At 58.1% G+C, this 16755-nt stretch carries 16 protein-coding genes and 4 tRNA genes; 16 read left to right on the top strand and 4 right to left on the bottom strand.

Going from position 1 to position 16755, the window contains the following annotated elements; genetic code table 11:
- The first annotated feature begins 8 nt into the window (after positions 1-8).
- Together L6D82_RS11655 and L6D82_RS11650 are read left to right on the top strand one after the other, a co-directional pair.
- Positions 9-248 carry a hypothetical protein gene (locus tag L6D82_RS11655; protein WP_007951568.1) on the top strand — a complete coding sequence of 80 codons (240 nt, stop codon included), beginning with the start codon at positions 9-11 and terminating at the stop codon, positions 246-248.
- Between the two features lie 29 nt (positions 249-277).
- Positions 278-1027: a TerC family protein gene (locus L6D82_RS11650; protein WP_085745910.1), complete on the top strand. Its 750-nt coding sequence runs from the start codon at positions 278-280 to the stop codon at positions 1025-1027.
- 74 nt (positions 1028-1101) lie between these two features.
- Here the strand turns inward: L6D82_RS11650 and L6D82_RS11645 are convergent, their stop codons facing one another.
- On the bottom strand, positions 1102-1269 hold the full coding sequence (locus L6D82_RS11645) for a hypothetical protein (protein ID WP_007951566.1): 168 nt from the start codon (positions 1267-1269) through the stop codon (positions 1102-1104).
- Between the two features lie 231 nt (positions 1270-1500).
- Here L6D82_RS11645 and L6D82_RS11640 point away from each other — a divergent pair, with 231 nt between their 5' ends.
- The 3 genes from L6D82_RS11640 to L6D82_RS11630 all read left to right on the top strand — a co-directional run bounded on the left by L6D82_RS11640 (position 1501) and on the right by L6D82_RS11630 (position 2691).
- Complete coding sequence (locus tag L6D82_RS11640) at positions 1501-2172, top strand: peptidase C39 family protein (protein WP_236189091.1); 672 nt, start codon at positions 1501-1503, stop codon at positions 2170-2172.
- Positions 2173-2266: 94 nt separating this feature from the next.
- The gene (locus L6D82_RS11635) at positions 2267-2473 is read left to right on the top strand and encodes a DUF6021 family protein (protein ID WP_064380821.1); all 207 of its coding nucleotides are present in this window, start codon (positions 2267-2269) and stop codon (positions 2471-2473) included.
- 11 nt (positions 2474-2484) lie between these two features.
- Positions 2485-2691 carry a hypothetical protein gene (locus L6D82_RS11630; protein WP_039767620.1) on the top strand — a complete coding sequence of 69 codons (207 nt, stop codon included), beginning with the start codon at positions 2485-2487 and terminating at the stop codon, positions 2689-2691.
- 52 nt (positions 2692-2743) lie between these two features.
- Here L6D82_RS11630 and pbpG read toward each other — a convergent pair whose 3' ends face one another.
- Both pbpG and folD read right to left on the bottom strand, forming a co-directional pair.
- Complete coding sequence (gene pbpG, locus L6D82_RS11625; RefSeq protein ID WP_007951562.1) at positions 2744-3682, bottom strand: D-alanyl-D-alanine endopeptidase; 939 nt, start codon at positions 3680-3682, stop codon at positions 2744-2746.
- Positions 3683-3911: 229 nt separating this feature from the next.
- The gene (folD, locus tag L6D82_RS11620; RefSeq protein ID WP_085608325.1) at positions 3912-4766 is read right to left on the bottom strand and encodes a bifunctional methylenetetrahydrofolate dehydrogenase/methenyltetrahydrofolate cyclohydrolase FolD; all 855 of its coding nucleotides are present in this window, start codon (positions 4764-4766) and stop codon (positions 3912-3914) included.
- A 274-nt stretch (positions 4767-5040) separates the two neighbouring features.
- Between folD and L6D82_RS11615 the strand changes: the two genes are divergently transcribed.
- The 10 genes from L6D82_RS11615 to L6D82_RS11570 all read left to right on the top strand — a co-directional run bounded on the left by L6D82_RS11615 (position 5041) and on the right by L6D82_RS11570 (position 14440).
- Positions 5041-5117 (top strand) — tRNA-Arg (locus L6D82_RS11615).
- A gap of 32 nt (positions 5118-5149) precedes the next feature.
- Positions 5150-5225: transfer RNA gene (locus tag L6D82_RS11610), tRNA-His, on the top strand.
- 58 nt (positions 5226-5283) lie between these two features.
- Positions 5284-5368: transfer RNA gene (locus L6D82_RS11605), tRNA-Leu, on the top strand.
- A 76-nt stretch (positions 5369-5444) separates the two neighbouring features.
- Positions 5445-5520: transfer RNA gene (locus L6D82_RS11600), tRNA-His, on the top strand.
- Between the two features lie 400 nt (positions 5521-5920).
- Positions 5921-7231, top strand: coding sequence for a trigger factor (gene tig, locus L6D82_RS11595; RefSeq protein ID WP_011335037.1), 1311 nt, complete (start codon positions 5921-5923; stop codon positions 7229-7231).
- A gap of 92 nt (positions 7232-7323) precedes the next feature.
- A complete protein-coding gene (gene clpP, locus L6D82_RS11590) occupies positions 7324-7959 on the top strand; it encodes an ATP-dependent Clp endopeptidase proteolytic subunit ClpP (RefSeq protein WP_007951559.1) in 636 nt (211 codons plus the stop codon).
- A gap of 113 nt (positions 7960-8072) precedes the next feature.
- Positions 8073-9356 carry an ATP-dependent Clp protease ATP-binding subunit ClpX gene (clpX, locus tag L6D82_RS11585; protein WP_007951558.1) on the top strand — a complete coding sequence of 428 codons (1284 nt, stop codon included), beginning with the start codon at positions 8073-8075 and terminating at the stop codon, positions 9354-9356.
- A gap of 163 nt (positions 9357-9519) precedes the next feature.
- The gene (gene lon, locus L6D82_RS11580; RefSeq protein ID WP_007951557.1) at positions 9520-11916 is read left to right on the top strand and encodes an endopeptidase La; all 2397 of its coding nucleotides are present in this window, start codon (positions 9520-9522) and stop codon (positions 11914-11916) included.
- 148 nt (positions 11917-12064) lie between these two features.
- Positions 12065-12337: an HU family DNA-binding protein gene (locus L6D82_RS11575; RefSeq protein ID WP_002552737.1), complete on the top strand. Its 273-nt coding sequence runs from the start codon at positions 12065-12067 to the stop codon at positions 12335-12337.
- A gap of 231 nt (positions 12338-12568) precedes the next feature.
- Positions 12569-14440 carry a SurA N-terminal domain-containing protein gene (locus tag L6D82_RS11570; protein ID WP_129973751.1) on the top strand — a complete coding sequence of 624 codons (1872 nt, stop codon included), beginning with the start codon at positions 12569-12571 and terminating at the stop codon, positions 14438-14440.
- Between the two features lie 60 nt (positions 14441-14500).
- Here the strand turns inward: L6D82_RS11570 and L6D82_RS11565 are convergent, their stop codons facing one another.
- A complete protein-coding gene (locus L6D82_RS11565; protein ID WP_102687136.1) occupies positions 14501-15706 on the bottom strand; it encodes an MFS transporter in 1206 nt (401 codons plus the stop codon).
- Between the two features lie 122 nt (positions 15707-15828).
- On the opposite strand from L6D82_RS11565, the gene L6D82_RS11560 reads away from it, so the two are divergent.
- Positions 15829-16728, top strand: a complete 900-nt coding sequence (locus tag L6D82_RS11560) for a LysR family transcriptional regulator (protein WP_085745917.1) — start codon at positions 15829-15831, stop codon at positions 16726-16728.
- Positions 16729-16755 lie beyond the last annotated feature (27 nt).

Below are 16755 nucleotides of genomic sequence, written 5' to 3'. Positions count from 1 at the left end.
GAAGCATCATGAAACTAAAAACTACGGCGTTGTTGATCGCGTCTTTACTGGTACTGGCCGGTTGCGACCAGGCCGAAAAGAGCGCCCAGCAACTGATGGGGCAGGCGGCTGAAGCGGCCAAGCAAGCCATCGACGACACGCATAAAGCTGCCGAAGAGGCGCTCAGCGATGCCACCGGCAATCTGATCAGCAAGAAAGAACCGAAAGACGACGAAGAAAAATCCGAATCGTCCTCCCAGGAAATCTAAACCGTCTTACACAGAGTCAGGACTGACCCATGGAATATCTGTTAGAACTCGCCGCCAGCCCGACCGCCTGGATTGCCTTGGCCACACTGGTGGTGATGGAGATCGTGCTTGGCATCGATAACCTGATCTTTATCTCGATCCTGACCAACAAATTGCCCGAGCAGTACCGGCAGAAGGCTCGTCGTCTGGGGATCGGCATGGCGCTGATCATGCGTCTGGCCTTGTTGAGCACCATCGCGTTCATCGTTCAGCTGACCGCGCCGGTCATCGAGATCCTCGGCCACGCGTTCTCCTGGAAAGACATGATCCTGATCGCCGGCGGCCTGTTCCTGTTGTGGAAAGCCACCACGGAGATCCATCACAGCATGGACCCGGCGCCGGAAGATCCGAAGACCGCGACGTCGAAGGTGACCCTGGGCTTCGCCGCCGCCATCGGGCAGATCCTGATGCTGGACATGGTGTTCTCGATCGACAGCATCATTACCGCTGTCGGCATGACCGAACACTTGCCGATCATGGTGATTGCAGTTGTTGTCTCGGTATTGGTGATGCTGTTTGCGGCTGATCCGCTGGCCAAGTTCATCAACGACAACCCGACGGTGGTGATGCTGGCTCTGGGCTTCCTGATCATGATCGGCATGACGCTGATCGCCGAAGGCTTCGGCGCCCACGTACCAAAAGGTTATGTGTATGCCGCCATGGCGTTCTCGGCTGCGATTGAAGTGCTGAACATGATGTCGCGCCGTGCCAAGCAGAAGAAACTGACTGCCGAAGCGTAAACGCTGGAAAACCAAAGGCCGCCTGAACTCGCGAGAGTCCAGGCGGCCTTTTTGTTTGTGTCGGTTACGGAAAGTCAGTGCGCGGTGGCGTGACGGGCGTCGTGTTTCTCGATCTTCCTGGTCGGTGCAGGTTGTACCGGGTGGTGATGGCGGCGGGAAATCCGCAACACGCCCCACAGCATGGCGGCGGCAACGGCCAGCCAGCCGGCAATCAGCATGACGATGGTCATGGTCAGGCTCATCTGTGCCTCCTCTTTGCCCTGCGTCGGGCGCTCTTTCTTTGGCTCTTGTCTGAGTGACAGTCTAGTCGCTGGCGTGTTTCAGGCTATTGACCAAAGGTCGGTGGTGACCAATCAGTTCGCTCTATGCAACCGATGCATCTGCCGCTTTGGGCTATACCGCAGCGTGGCGCCGTCCTATGATCCTCGACCAAGCCGGAACACGATGACCGGTAACTGATCAAGAGAGTGACGATGGTGCAGCTATTTTCCCGGATTCGCGCGGCGCTGCTGGTGGCCGGTTGCGTGACAGCATTGGTGGGGTGTGCGGGCAGTGTGGCGCCAGAGGTCAAGCGCCTGCCGGAGCGGGTCGAGCTCAGCGGCACCTTCTATCGCGGTGAGGCCTATCAAAGTGGGCCGCAAGTGCTGGCCAGCCTGCTGTCGCAGCAGGGCATCGTGATCACGCCGGGTCTGCTGGAAAAACCGCTGCACTTGCCGGGCGCCGAGGACAAGTTGCAACAGAATTTACAGGACCTCGCACGTGAATACGGCATGGTCGTGTATCCGCTGGACAGCAATCTGCCGGCGCTGCTGACTCAAGTGGCGGCCGGGTATCCGGTGATGGTGCGTTTCAGCGAGGGATCGGCGTTTTGGGCGGAGCCGCGTTACGCGATCCTGTCGGGCTATGACCGCTTGAGGCAAAAGGTGCTGCTGCGCGCCGGGATGAATCGCCGTGAATTGATGAGCTTCAGCTCGTTTGAGTCAGCCCTCGAAAAATCCGGCGGCTGGGCAGTGTTGATCCAGAAACCGACGCAGATTCCGGCAGCGGTCGATCAACAGCGCTGGCTTAAGGCCGCCGATGCACTGGCGCAAGCCGGCCAGGAGCGAGAAGCGGCGCAGGCGAGGAAGGCGCTGGCGGCGGATTGAGGTTCCGTTCGTCGCTTGTCGGGCACCCTGGCGGGGGATGCGCTTCTGAACTGTAGCGTCCCGTGTTTTACGGGCCTGGTATCAGGAGATGAACATGGCAATCCCCAATTCACCCAGTGGGCCGCATTCTTCCGAACATGGCAGTGGCGACGATCTGGGCTTCGATCCGGACTCGCCTGATCTGGACGATCCGCAAGTCGATCCGATTGGCCCGGCGAAGGCGCCGAAGGATGTGCAGCCGGGCGATGATCCCAAGCGTCCGGCCAAGCCTTACGATCCCTTGGCTGATCTCAAGCCTTAAGCGAGGTGCATATGAGTACCGATTCGAGTTTCGACGACCACAAACCTGACAGTGTGCCCACCACCCCTGAGCCGGAAGTTGATCCGGTGCTGGATCCGGACAGCCCCATGCGCGATCCGCTGGCGCGTCCGGCGGTGGTCACGCCAGAGCATTCGCGCGACCCGAGTGCCGGTGACGGCATTCCCGATGACGACAAGATGCCGTTGCCCAACGACTGAGTGCATAAATGAAAAAGCCCCGACGATTCGGGGCTTTTTCATGGGTGACGGATTATTTGGAGGCTTCGATCACGCCGCTCTGGCGACTCTTGAGGTTCTTGTCGGCCTTGTATTGCTGAGCCACGGCCGGGACGTTGGCACTCTTGCCGGTTTCCACCCAGCTGCGGATGCGGCTGGCATCGGCGAAATGGGTGTATTTGCCGAACGCGTCGAGAATCACCAAGGCGACGGGGCGGTTGGCCATGCGGGTCACCAGTACCAGGCAGTGGCCGGCCGGGTTGGTGAAGCCGGTTTTGGTGATGCGAATATCCCAGTCGGCCTTGTTGACCAGGTGATCGGTGTTGCGGAAACCCAGGGTGTAATTGGGTTTACGGAACGAAACGGTCTTTTCCTTGGTGGTGGTCAGCTCGATGAGCAGCGGCTGTTTATGCGCAGCCACTAGCAGCTTGCTCAGGTCGCGAGCGGTGGAAACGTTGCGCTCCGACAGACCGGTAGGTTCCACAAAATGCGTGCTGGTCATGCCCAGCGCCTTGGCCTTGGCGTTCATTGCGGCGATGAATGCAGCGTAACCGCCCGGGTAGTGGTGAGCCAGGCTGGCGGCGGCGCGGTTTTCCGAGGACATCAGGGCAATCAGCAGCATCTCGCGGCGGGGCAGTTCGCTTCGCAGTTTGACGCGGGAAAACACGCCTTTCATTTCCGGTGTGCGGCTGATGTCGACGTCAATCCATTCGTCCATGTTCTGGTGCGCTTCAACCACTACCAAACCGGTCATCAACTTGCTCACGGAAGCGATGGGCACCACCACGTCCGGGTTGCTGGAATAAATGACTTTGTTGGTCTGCAGATCCATCAGCAGGGCGCTGCCGGAGGCGATCTTCAATTGCGAAGCGTCTCGAGGGGCCGCGGTGGTTTCGGCGGCGTTGACCGTTGGCGTGAGGAGCGTGCCTGAAAATGCAAAAACCAGGCTCAGGATGGACAGACGAATATTCACGCGGGCGAACTCATGAAGGTTGGAAATGCCGTATTTTGTAACGGCCTGTGTCGTAAAAACGACGCATTTTAGGAGTATGGCTGAAGAACTGTCGATGGTTGTTTGAAGGGCATGAAAAAGTCGTGAAAAGCCCTGTAAAAATAGGGGTTTCCGGCGAACGGTAAAGGTTTTTTCGAGGGCATGAAAAACCCCGCACAAGGCGGGGTTCTCGGAGTGTGGAAAACGCGACTCAGGCGTGCAGGGTTTCTGCCGCGTAGAGGGTGTTTTCCAGCAGGCAGGCGCGGGTCATCGGACCGACGCCGCCCGGGACCGGAGTGATCCAGCCAGCGCGGGGCAGGGCGGTTTCATAAACGACGTCACCGACCAGTTTGCCGTCGTCCTGACGGTTGATGCCGACGTCGATCACGATCGCGCCTTCCTTGATCCACTCGCCCTTGACCAGGCCCGGCTTGCCGGCGGCCACGACCACCAGATCGGCGCGGCCGACGTGGCCGGCCAGATCCTTGGTGAAGCGGTGGGTGACGGTCACGGTGCAACCGGCCAGCAGCAGTTCCATCGCCATCGGGCGACCGACGATGTTGGAAGCGCCGACAACGACTGCGTCCATCCCGTACAGATCGGCACCGGTGCTTTCCAGCAGGGTCATGATGCCCTTCGGGGTGCACGGGCGCAGCAGCGGAATGCGCTGGGCCAGACGGCCGACGTTATAAGGATGGAAACCGTCGACGTCCTTGTCCGGGCGGATGCGCTCCAGCAGTTTGGAGGCGTCCAGGTGCTCCGGCAGGGGAAGTTGAAGCAGAACGCCGTCGATTGCCGGGTCGTCGTTCAGTCGATCGATCAGATCGGTCAGCGCTTCTTGAGTGGTTTCGGAAGGCAGGTCGTAGGCTTGAGAGAGGAAGCCGACCTCTTCACAGTCTTTACGCTTGTGCGAGACATAAACCTGAGAGGCAGGATCGCTGCCGACCAGGATCACCGCGAGGCCGGGAGTGCGCAAGCCTTGCTCGCGACGTTCGGCTACCCGTTGGGCGATCTGCTGGCGCAGGCTGGCGGCGATTGATTTGCCGTCGATTAGTTGTGCAGTCATTGCGCGTGATTAACCATCGAGAGGGGAAAAAAAGAGAACGCATTCTCGCATGTCAAACGGTGAGGGCAAAGGCGCTTGGTCAGCAAATTCCCCTAAGCCCTTTAATTAAATGAATTTTTTTCAAAAAGGATTTGACGACCTTCAGGTCGCTCTATACTATTCGTCGCACTTGTCGGGCACAGCCTAGCACTGGTTAAGAAGGTCGAGCGAAATCAACGTTTTGCGAGACTGGAAAGCACTTAGTTTGTAGTCCTCCAAGGGTACAGCTAACAAGGCGCCCGTAGCTCAGCTGGATAGAGCATCCGCCTTCTAAGCGGATGGTCGCAGGTTCGAGTCCTGCCGGGTGCGCCATTAGGCAGCATTGGCACAAGTAACGCGATATGGTGGGCGTAGCTCAGTTGGTAGAGCACGGGATTGTGACTCCCGTTGTCGTGGGTTCGATCCCCATCGTCCACCCCATATTTCGAAAGGCGCCAGATGTAACAGTCTGGCGCCTTTGCTTTAAAAAGCTTCATCCGCGGATGTGGTGGAATTGGTAGACACACTGGATTTAGGTTCCAGCGCCGCGAGGCGTAAGAGTTCGAGTCTCTTCATCCGCACCAATCAAAGCTTCATTCATGCCGTTGGCCGGGTGAAGTTCTACAAAGAAGTTGTTTGGCTTCTTTGGCACGCAATATGGTGGGCGTAGCTCAGTTGGTAGAGCACGGGATTGTGACTCCCGTTGTCGTGGGTTCGATCCCCATCGTCCACCCCATATTCCGAAAGGCGCCAGATTTAACAGTCTGGCGCCTTTTTTGTTTTACGGTTTCGGATTTTGGCGGCTGCAGGTTTCGGGTCGCAGGGCAGGGTGCTTCGTCGTATCAATGTTGCTCGATGATGCTGCGCTGCCTGCCGGTCTTGCTTGCGAGGTCGGCTGTCAGGGAGATGATTCAACCGCCTCTATATATAGAAGAGGTTGGCGCGGAGCCCTGGCTTGAATTGGCTGTATTTGCTAACAGGGCGAGGCGCAACCGTTTGTCCCCGCCTTCAAATGGCCTGCTGTTTTTTTACCCGTTTTCAGTAGGGTGACTTCTTGAGTTTGACCTACTAGAATGCTTGCCCTTGATTCTTGGGTCGGAAACGGCCGGCTAACGTCTGTGCAACGAGGAATATCCATGCAAGTTTCTGTTGAAAATACTACTGCTCTTGAGCGCCGCATGAGCATCACCGTGCCGGCTGAGCGCATCGAGACTCAGGTCAACAAGCGTCTGCAGCAGACTGCCCAAAAGGCCAAGATTGCTGGCTTCCGTCCAGGCAAAGTGCCAATGAGCGAAATCAAGCGCCGTTTCGGTGCTGATGCGCGCCAGGAAGCGATCGGCGACGTGATCCAGTCCTCCTTCTACGAAGCTGTGGTTGAGCAGAAGCTGAACCCGGCCGGTTCGCCGTCGATCGAGCCTAAGTCGCTCGAAGCTGGCAAGGACCTGGAATACGTAGCCGTATTCGAAGTGTTCCCTGAGTTCACCGTTGCCGGCTTCGAAGGCATCACCGTCGAGCGCCTGAGCGCTGACGTGGCTGACGCCGATCTGGACAAGATGCTGGACATCCTGCGCAAGCAGAACACCCGTTTTGAAGTAGCCGATCGCGCTGCCCAGAACGAAGACCAGCTGAACATCGATTTCGTTGGCAAGGTTGACGGCGAAGTGTTCGCTGGCGGTTCCGCCAAGGGCACTCAGCTGGTACTGGGTTCCGGCCGCATGATCCCTGGCTTCGAAGAAGGCCTGGTTGGTGCTAAAGCCGGCGAAGAGCGCGTTCTGAACCTGACCTTCCCAGAGGACTATCAGAACCTGGACCTGGCTGGCAAAACCGCCGAGTTCACCGTGACTGTAAATACCGTTTCCGAGCCAAAACTGCCTGAGCTGAACGAAGAGTTCTTCGCTCAATTCGGCATCAAGGAAAGCGGCATCGACGGTTTCCGCACCGAAGTTCGCAAGAACATGGAGCGTGAACTGCGTCAGGCGATCAAATCCAAGGTCAAGAATCAGGTAATGGACGGTCTGCTGGCCACCAACCCGATCGAAGTGCCTAAGGCTCTGCTGTCCAACGAAGTTGACCGTCTGCGCGTGCAGGCTGTTCAGCAGTTCGGTGGCAACATCAAGCCAGACCAACTGCCGGCCGAGCTGTTCGAAGAACAAGCCAAGCGTCGCGTTGTACTGGGTCTGATCGTTGCTGAAGTGGTCAAGCAGTTCGACCTGAAGCCAGACGAAGCCCGCGTTCGCGAAATGATTCAGGAAATGGCTTCGGCTTACCAAGAGCCTGAGCAGGTCGTGTCCTGGTACTACAAGAACGAGCAGCAACTGAACGAAGTCCGTTCGGTTGTGCTGGAAGAACAAGTTGTGGATACTGTTCTGCAGAAAGCTAGCGTGACCGACAAATCGGTCTCTTACGAAGAAGCGGTCAAGCCGGTAGAAGCTCCAAAAGCCGACTGATTGTTTTTGCGTTAGAAGCACACACCATAAGCCAGCCTTCGAGCTGGCTTATGCGTATTCAAGACATGACTATTTGGGAGTGACTGCAGAGCATGTTCCGTAATTCCTATATTCAGCAGAACTCTGATATCCAGGCCGCCGGCGGCCTGGTCCCGATGGTTGTCGAGCAATCTGCTCGTGGCGAGCGCGCCTATGACATCTACTCGCGTCTTCTCAAGGAACGAGTGATCTTTCTGGTGGGTCCTGTAGAGGATTACATGGCCAACCTGATTTGCGCGCAATTGCTGTTCCTTGAAGCGGAAAACCCGGACAAGGACATCCATCTTTACATCAACTCCCCGGGCGGTTCGGTGACAGCGGGCATGTCGATCTACGACACCATGCAGTTCATCAAGCCAAACGTATCGACTACTTGTATCGGTCAGGCGTGCAGCATGGGCGCATTCCTGCTGACGGCCGGTGCACCCGGCAAGCGTTTCTGCCTGCCGAACTCGCGCGTGATGATTCACCAGCCACTGGGCGGTTTCCAGGGACAGGCATCGGACATCGAAATCCATGCCAAGGAAATCCTCTTCATCCGCGAGCGTCTGAACACGCTGATGGCCAAGCACAGCGGCCGTACGCTTGAAGAAATCGAGCGCGACACCAACCGCGACAACTTCATGAGTGCAGAAGCTGCGAAGGAATACGGTCTGATCGACGAAGTGATCAACCAGCGCCCAGCTTAAAAATAAGCAGCTCAAAATAGGCTTGGTCGGCGCGTCTGATCAGCGGCGGGCTTGAAAAAGCCCGCAATAGCCTTCATCTTGTGTTGCAAGCCTATCGGATTTGGATCGAACGAATGACTGACACCCGCAACGGCGAGGACAACGGCAAGCTGCTCTATTGCTCCTTCTGTGGCAAAAGCCAGCATGAAGTGCGCAAATTGATTGCCGGCCCCTCGGTCTTTATCTGCGACGAGTGCGTCGACCTGTGCAATGACATCATCCGCGAGGAGGTGCAGGAAGCACAGGCCGAAAGCAGCGCGCATAAATTGCCTTCGCCTAAAGAAATCAGCGGCATCCTTGATCAGTATGTAATTGGTCAGGAACGTGCCAAAAAGGTTCTGGCAGTAGCGGTGTACAACCACTACAAGCGTCTGAACCAGCGTGACAAAAAGGCTGACGACGTCGAACTCGGCAAGAGCAACATCCTGCTGATCGGCCCGACAGGCTCCGGTAAAACCCTGCTGGCCGAAACCCTGGCCCGCTTGCTGAACGTTCCGTTCACCATCGCCGACGCAACCACCCTCACCGAGGCGGGTTATGTGGGTGAAGACGTCGAGAACATCATTCAGAAGCTGCTGCAGAAGTGTGATTACGACGTAGAGAAAGCCCAGATGGGCATTGTCTACATCGACGAAATCGACAAGATTTCCCGCAAGTCCGACAACCCGTCGATTACCCGGGACGTTTCCGGGGAAGGCGTGCAGCAGGCCTTGCTCAAACTGATCGAAGGCACGGTCGCTTCGGTTCCGCCGCAAGGTGGCCGCAAGCATCCGCAGCAGGAATTCCTTCAGGTTGATACCCGCAACATCCTGTTCATCTGCGGTGGCGCATTCTCCGGTCTGGAGAAGGTCATTCAGAACCGTTCCACCAAGGGTGGCATCGGTTTCAACGCAGAAGTGCGCAGCAAGGAAGAAGGCAAGAAAGTCGGTGAGTCCCTGCGTGAAGTCGAGCCTGACGACCTGGTCAAGTTCGGTCTGATCCCGGAATTCGTCGGTCGTCTGCCGGTCCTCGCGACGCTGGACGAGCTGGATGAGGCTGCGCTGATGCAGATTCTCACCGAGCCGAAAAATGCCCTGACCAAACAGTATGCCAAGCTGTTCGAGATGGAAGGCGTGGATCTGGAATTCCGTTCCGACGCGCTGAAATCGGTCGCCAAGCGTGCCCTGGAACGTAAAACCGGTGCCCGTGGCCTGCGTTCGATTCTCGAAGGTGTGCTGCTCGACACGATGTATGAAATCCCCTCGCAGTCCGAGGTGAGCAAAGTCGTGATCGATGAAAGCGTGATCGAAGGCAAGTCCAAGCCACTGTATATCTACGAAAACAGTGAGCCGGCTGCCAAGGCTGCACCTGACGCGTAAGCGCCCGGTCTGCCGGTACAAAGAAGGGGCCTTCGGGCCTCTTTTTTTTTATGTCGTTTTTTACATCCGCTTTGCGCTTGTTTTTTTTCAAGGCAGCCCCCATCTTGGTTTCAAGCTTAATTCCATCTGATTACGGCCATATGGCCGCCGTAGAGGCGAAATCATGAAGACCACCATCGAATTGCCTCTCCTGCCATTGCGTGATGTCGTTGTGTATCCGCACATGGTTATCCCGCTGTTCGTGGGGCGCGAGAAATCCATCGAAGCCCTCGAGGCCGCGATGACGGGCGACAAGCAGATCCTGCTGCTGGCCCAGAGAAACCCGGCTGACGACGATCCCGGTGAAGAAGCTCTCTATCGCGTAGGTACCATCGCCACTGTTCTGCAGCTGCTCAAGCTGCCTGACGGCACCGTCAAGGTTCTGGTCGAGGGCGAGCAGCGTGGCGCTGTCGAGCGCTTCAGCGAAGTCGATGGCCACTGCCGTGCCGAAGTCTCGCTGATCGACGAAGTCGACGCCGCCGAGCGCGAATCCGAAGTGTTCGTGCGCAGCCTGCTGTCGCAGTTCGAACAATATGTGCAGCTGGGCAAGAAAGTCCCGGCTGAAGTCCTGTCGTCGCTCAACAGCATCGACGAGCCTGGTCGCCTGGTAGACACCATGGCCGCGCACATGGCGCTGAAGATCGAGCAGAAGCAGGAAATCCTCGAAATCATCGATTTGTCGGCCCGGGTCGAGCACGTTCTGGCCTTGCTGGACGCCGAGATCGACCTGCTGCAAGTCGAAAAACGCATTCGTGGCCGCGTCAAAAAGCAAATGGAGCGCAGTCAGCGCGAGTACTACCTGAACGAGCAGATGAAGGCCATTCAGAAGGAGCTCGGCGACAGCGACGAAGGCCACAACGAAATCGAAGACCTGAAAAAGCGTATCGACGCTGCCGGTCTGCCGAAAGATGCCCTGGCCAAGGCCACTGCCGAGCTGAACAAGCTCAAGCAGATGTCGCCGATGTCTGCCGAAGCCACCGTGGTGCGCTCGTACATCGACTGGCTGGTTCAGGTGCCGTGGAAGGCCCAGAGCAAGGTGCGTCTGGACCTGGCTCGTGCCGAAGACATTCTCGACGCCGATCACTACGGCCTCGAAGAGGTCAAGGAACGCATCCTTGAATACCTCGCCGTGCAGAAACGCGTGAAGAAAATCCGTGGCCCGGTGTTGTGCCTGGTCGGTCCTCCGGGCGTGGGTAAAACCTCGCTGGCCGAGTCGATCGCCCATGCCACCAACCGCAAATTCGTGCGCATGGCCCTCGGTGGCGTGCGTGATGAAGCGGAAATCCGTGGTCACCGTCGGACTTACATCGGTTCGATGCCAGGAAGATTGATTCAAAAGATGACAAAAGTGGGTGTGCGCAACCCGCTGTTCCTGCTCGATGAAATCGACAAAATGGGCAGCGACATGCGTGGCGACCCGGCGTCGGCGTTGCTGGAAGTGCTCGATCCTGAGCAGAACCACAACTTCAACGACCACTATCTGGAAGTCGATTACGACCTTTCGGATGTGATGTTCCTGTGCACCTCGAACTCGATGAACATTCCGCCGGCGCTGCTGGACCGGATGGAAGTGATCCGTCTGCCGGGTTACACCGAAGACGAGAAGATCAACATTGCGGTCAAGTACCTGTCGCCGAAGCAGATTGCAGCCAACGGCCTGAAGAAGGGCGAGCTGGAATTCGACGAAGAAGCGATCCGCGACATCATCCGTTACTACACCCGCGAAGCCGGTGTGCGTGGCCTCGAGCGGCAGATTGCCAAGGTCTGCCGCAAGGCGGTCAAAGAGCACGCACTGGAAAAACGCTTCTCGGTAAAAGTGACAGCTGATCTGCTGGAGCATTTCCTCGGCGTTCGCAAGTTCCGATACGGTCTGGCCGAGCAACAGGATCAGATCGGTCAAGTGACCGGCCTGGCCTGGACTCAGGTGGGCGGCGAACTGCTGACCATCGAAGCCGCCGTAGTGCCGGGTAAAGGTCAACTGATCAAGACCGGTTCGCTGGGTGACGTAATGGTCGAATCGATCACTGCGGCCCTGACCGTGGTGCGCAGCCGTGCCAAGAGCCTGGGCATTCCGCTGGACTTCCACGAGAAGCGTGACACGCACATCCACATGCCGGAAGGCGCTACGCCGAAAGACGGCCCGAGCGCCGGTGTAGGCATGTGTACTGCGCTGGTGTCGGCTTTGACGGGTATTCCTGTGCGCGCCGATGTTGCCATGACCGGCGAGATCACCCTGCGTGGTCAAGTCCTTGCCATTGGCGGTCTGAAGGAAAAACTGCTGGCCGCTCACCGTGGCGGAATCAAGACAGTGATTATTCCGGAAGAGAACGTGCGCGATCTGAAGGAGATTCCTGACAATATCAAGCAGGATCTGCAGATCAAACCGGTTAAATGGATTGACGAGGTCCTGCAAATTGCGCTGCAATACGCGCCGGAGCCCTTGCCGGATGTGGCTCCGGAGATAGTTGCCAAGGACGAAAAACGTGAGTCTGACTCTAAGGAAAGAATTAGCACGCATTAATACGCTTTTGCCTGGGGGGCTTCCTTGACAGCTTTTTAGAGCCCTTGTTATAAAGCGGCTCTTAAGTGTCTGTAGGCCATTCAGCACTCGTTTTTGCTTTCACCAAAAAACTTAGAATCATACTCAAATAGATATAAGGGGACTTAGAGTGAACAAGTCGGAACTGATTGATGCTATCGCTGCATCCGCTGATATCCCGAAAGCTGCTGCTGGCCGTGCGCTGGACGCTGTAATCGAATCCGTCACTGGCGCTCTCAAGGCTGGCGACTCCGTTGTTCTGGTTGGTTTCGGTACTTTCTCCGTGACTGATCGTCCAGCTCGCATTGGTCGTAACCCACAGACCGGCAAGACTCTGGAAATCGCGGCAGCCAAAAAGCCAGGTTTCAAAGCCGGTAAAGCCCTGAAAGAAGCCGTCAACTAAGTTTGATTCAGGTTTTTACCCATCCGGGTCGGGGTCATGCCTGACTTGGCAGCGGAGCGGTAGAGCAGGCGGTTGGAATAGCTGCCTGTCACACCGGGATCGAGGGTTCGAGCCCTGTCCGCTCCGCCAGTTACGAGAAGGCGCATCCTCGGATGCGCCTTTCTTCTATCCGGATTCTACCCACGCTCCACGGTTGCCTAATTTTGAAGTTCAACCGTTTCTGGGGGACGCATGCTGCAGAATATCAGGGACAATTCACAAGGCTGGATTGCCAAGACCATTATCGGAGTCATCGTTGCACTGATGGCTCTGACCGGTTTCGACGCCATTTTCCAGGCCACGACTCACAAGAATGAGGCGGCCAAGGTCAACGGTGAAGAAATCAGCCAGAACGAGCTGAGCCAGGCGGTGGATATGCAACGCCGTCAGCTGATGCAACAACTGGGCAAGGACTTCGACGCTTCCTTGCTGGACGAAAAAATGCTGCGCGAATCGGCCCTCAAGGGTCTGATCGATCGCAAGCTGCTGCTGCAAGGCGCAGAACAATCGAAATTCGCTTTCTCCGAAGCGGCCCTGGATCAAGTGATCCTGCAGACGCCTGAATTTCAGGTCGACGGCAAGTTCAGCTCCGACCGTTTCGATCAGGTGATCCGTCAACTGGGCTACAGCCGCATGCAGTTCCGCCAGATGCTGGCTCAGGAAATGCTGATCGGCCAACTGCGCGCCGGTGTGGCAGGCAGCGGTTTCGTGACCGATGCTCAGGTGCTGGCCTTCGCCCGTCTGGAAAAACAGACCCGCGATTTCGCCACGCTGAACATCAAGGCTGACCCTTCGGCCGTGAAGCTGACCGATGACGAGGTCAAGGCTTACTACGACGAGCACGCCAAGGAATTCATGACCCCGGATCAAGTGGTCATCGATTACCTGGAGCTGAAGAAGGCTTCGTTCTTCGATCAGGTCGCCGTCAAGGACGAAGACCTGCAGGCGGCGTATCAGAAAGAGATCGCCAACCTGTCGGAACAGCGTCGTGCTGCGCACATTCTGATCGAAGTCAACGACAAGACCACCGAAGCTCAGGCCAAGGCGAAGATCGAAGAAGTCCAGGCGCGTCTGGCCAAGGGCGAGAAATTCGAAGCGCTGGCCAAGGAGTTCTCGCAGGATCCGGGTTCGGCCAACAACGGCGGTGACCTGGGTTATGCCGGTCCTGGCGTTTACGATCCGGCCTTCGAGAAAGCCCTGTACTCGCTGAACAAGGATCAGGTGTCCGAGCCGGTTCGCACCGACTTCGGTTTCCACCTGATCAAGCTGCTGGGTGTCGAGGCGCCTGAAGTGCCGACGCTGGCCAGCCTGAAAGACAAGCTGACCCGCGAGCTGAAAACCCAGCAAGTCGAGCAGCGTTTCGTCGAGGCGACCAAGCAACTGGAAGACTCTTCGTTCGAAGCATCCGACCTGGCCCAGCCAGCGCAGGACCTGAAACTGACCGTGCACACCTCCAAGCCGTTTGGCCGTGAAGGTGGCGAAGGCGTTGCAGCCAACCGTGCCGTTGTGACTGCTGCGTTCAGCACCGAAGTGCTGGAAGAGGGTGCCAACAGCACCGCCATCGAGCTGGATCCGGAAACCGTGATCGTGCTGCGCGCCAAGGAGCACCTGAAGCCTGCTCAATTGCCGCTGGAAAGCGTGGCCACCGCCATTCGCGCCCAGTTGACCAAAGAGCACGCCAGCGCGGCTGCCAAGACCAAGGCGGAGCAACTGATCGCCAGTCTGCGTGATGGCAAGAACCCGCTGGACAAGGCGGTGGACGGTCAGAGCTGGAAAGTTACCGAAGCAGCAAACCGCGCTCAGGAAGGCGTTGATCCGGCGGTGCTGCAAGCGTTGTTCCGCATGCCGAAACCGGCCGCGAAGGACAAGCCGACCTTCACCAGCGTTACGCTGGCGGACGGCAGCCTGACCATCGTGCGCCTGAACGGTGTGAACGAAGCGGCGGCTCCGACCGATGAAGAGAAAGCGCAATACCGTCGCTTCCTCGCATCGCGCGTGGGCCAGCAAGACTTCGCGGCGTACCGCAAACAGCTGGAAGCCGAAGCCGACATCAAGCGTTTCTGATGCCTGGCTGAGCCGCAAGACCCGAGCCCCGGATGAAAATCCGGGGCTTTTTTGTGCACGCTATCCGGCGTTCGGGAAACCATGGCTCCGGGCATTGGTGGTCGCATACAGAGTCAGCAGCAACAGACCCGCGACAATCCACGGGTAACTCCCGACGCCCAGGTTGTTCAGCAGCAGACCGCCCGCAAGCCCGCCGCCGGCAATGCCGACATTCCATAGAGTCACCAGCATCGATTGCGCGGTATCGGCAGCCTCCTTGGCAGTTTTCGCCAGGGCTGTCTGCAACAGAGAGGGCATCGCGCCGAACGCCAGACCCCAGACGGCGGTGGCGGTGTAGACCACGCCCGGCGATTCGCGCCACAGGCCCAGTGCGATCGCTGACAGCAGGAACAGCATTGCACTGACCAGCGCCAACTGACGCAGCCAGCGATCAATCAGACTGCCGACGATCCACAGGCTCAGTACTGACGCCAGGCCGAATACCAGCAACACTCGGTCGATTTCTCCGCCAAGTCCCGATGGCTCCAGAAATGGCGCGATGTAGGTGTACAGCAGGTTGTGCGCGACGACGTAGGACAAGGTTACAAACAACACGGATCGCACGCCCGGCAGGGTAAACACCTGGCGCAGTGGCAGGCGTTTGCCGGCGCGTTCACCGGCGAAGTCCGGTACTTGCCAACGCACCCAGATCACCAGCAGCACGGTCAGCCCGGTCATGATCGCGAAGCTCAGGCGCCAGCCGACCGCCGTGCCCAGCAGCGTCCCGGCCGGAATGCCCAGCGACAGCGCAAGGGGTGCCCCGAGCATGGCCACCGTAATGGCCCGGCCTTGCAAGTGGGGTGCGACCATCCGGCTTGCGTAGCCGGCCAGCAACGCCCACAGCAGCCCCGCGAATACGCCCGCGATCAAGCGTGCAATCAGGGTCAGCCAGTACAGCTCCGACAGCGCAGTGATGCTGTTGGCAATGGCGAACCCACCAATGGCCGACAGCAGCAGCGGGCGTCGACGCCAACCCCGGGTGGCAATGGTGAGTGGAATGGCCGCCAGCATCGAACCAATGGCGTACAGCGTGACCAGTTGCCCGATCAGGGCCTGAGAGACATCAAGCCCCGCGCTCATCTGTGGCAACAGGCCGGCGGGCATCGCCTCGGTCAGCACGGTGATAAATCCGGCGGTGGCCAGTGCGAGCAATGCACCCAGCGGTAATCGTTCTGCGGGCTCGACGGTGCCGGCGAGCGTGGGGGAAGTGAGTGGCGCATCGTTCATGGGCGGGTTTCCATTTTGCCAAAGGAGACGAAGGCCATAGGGTAGGGCGCTGCACATTCGGGAAAAACAGGTTAGGGTTCCGAACATCTCGGACAAGAATGTCGTGAATCAGGGAGGGATAAATGGACAGCCTGGGCAGTATTTCGGTGTTCGTGCAGGTGGCGGAAACCCGCAGTTTTACCGAGGCCGGTCGCTTGCAGGGCGTGTCTTCGTCGGCGGTCGGCAAAAGCATCGCCCGCCTGGAGGCACGGCTCAATGTGCGGTTGTTTCACCGCACCACTCGCAGCATCACGCTGACCAGCGAAGGCGCGCTGTTTCTTGAACGTTGCCGCAAGATCCTCGCGGAGGTCGAAGCGGCTGAATTTGAAATGTGCGATGCCGCAGCGGCGCCTCACGGCAAGTTGCGGGTCAGCCTGCCGCAGGTGCATGACCTGGTGATGCCGGTCATGAACGAGTTCATGGCGCTGTATCCGCAGATCGAGCTGGATCTGGACCTGACCGATCGCATGGTGGATGTGGTGGACGAAGGTTTCGATGCGGTGATCCGAACGGGTAAACCGCGAGACTCGCGACTGATGGCACGACCGTTGGGCGAGTTTCATATGGTGTTGGTGGCCAGTCCCGCGTATCTGCGCGAGTGCGGCGAACCTCAGACCCCGGCCGAACTGACGCAGCACGCCTGCCTGCGCCATACGTTTCACGCCACGGGCAAACTGGAGTCCTGGCCGCTCAAACGCGAGGAGGGCGCGCCCGAGCCGACCCTGCCGACACGTCTGGTCAGTACCTCGATCGAAGCCGTGCGGCATGCGGCGCTGGCGGGCATGGGCATCGCCTGTCTGCCGGACTTCATGATCCATGAATCTCAGCAACAGGGTCGCCTGCAGCGCGTACTGGAGGAGCATCTGCAGCACGTCGGGCAGTTCTGGGTTTTGTGGCCGTCGAGCCGGCACGCAACTGCCAAATTGCGGGTGTTCATCGATCATTTATCGGCGCGACTTTTTCCTGTCGCTCATGACCGGTAGAGTTGTAACTGTTTTAAGACACTAATC

It is taken from the genome of Pseudomonas paraglycinae, assembly GCF_021601625.1.
GTDB classification, from domain to species: Bacteria; Pseudomonadota; Gammaproteobacteria; order Pseudomonadales; family Pseudomonadaceae; genus Aquipseudomonas; species Aquipseudomonas paraglycinae.
Note: the sequence above shows the minus strand (reverse complement) of the source record. Positions and strands in the feature narration are given on the sequence as shown.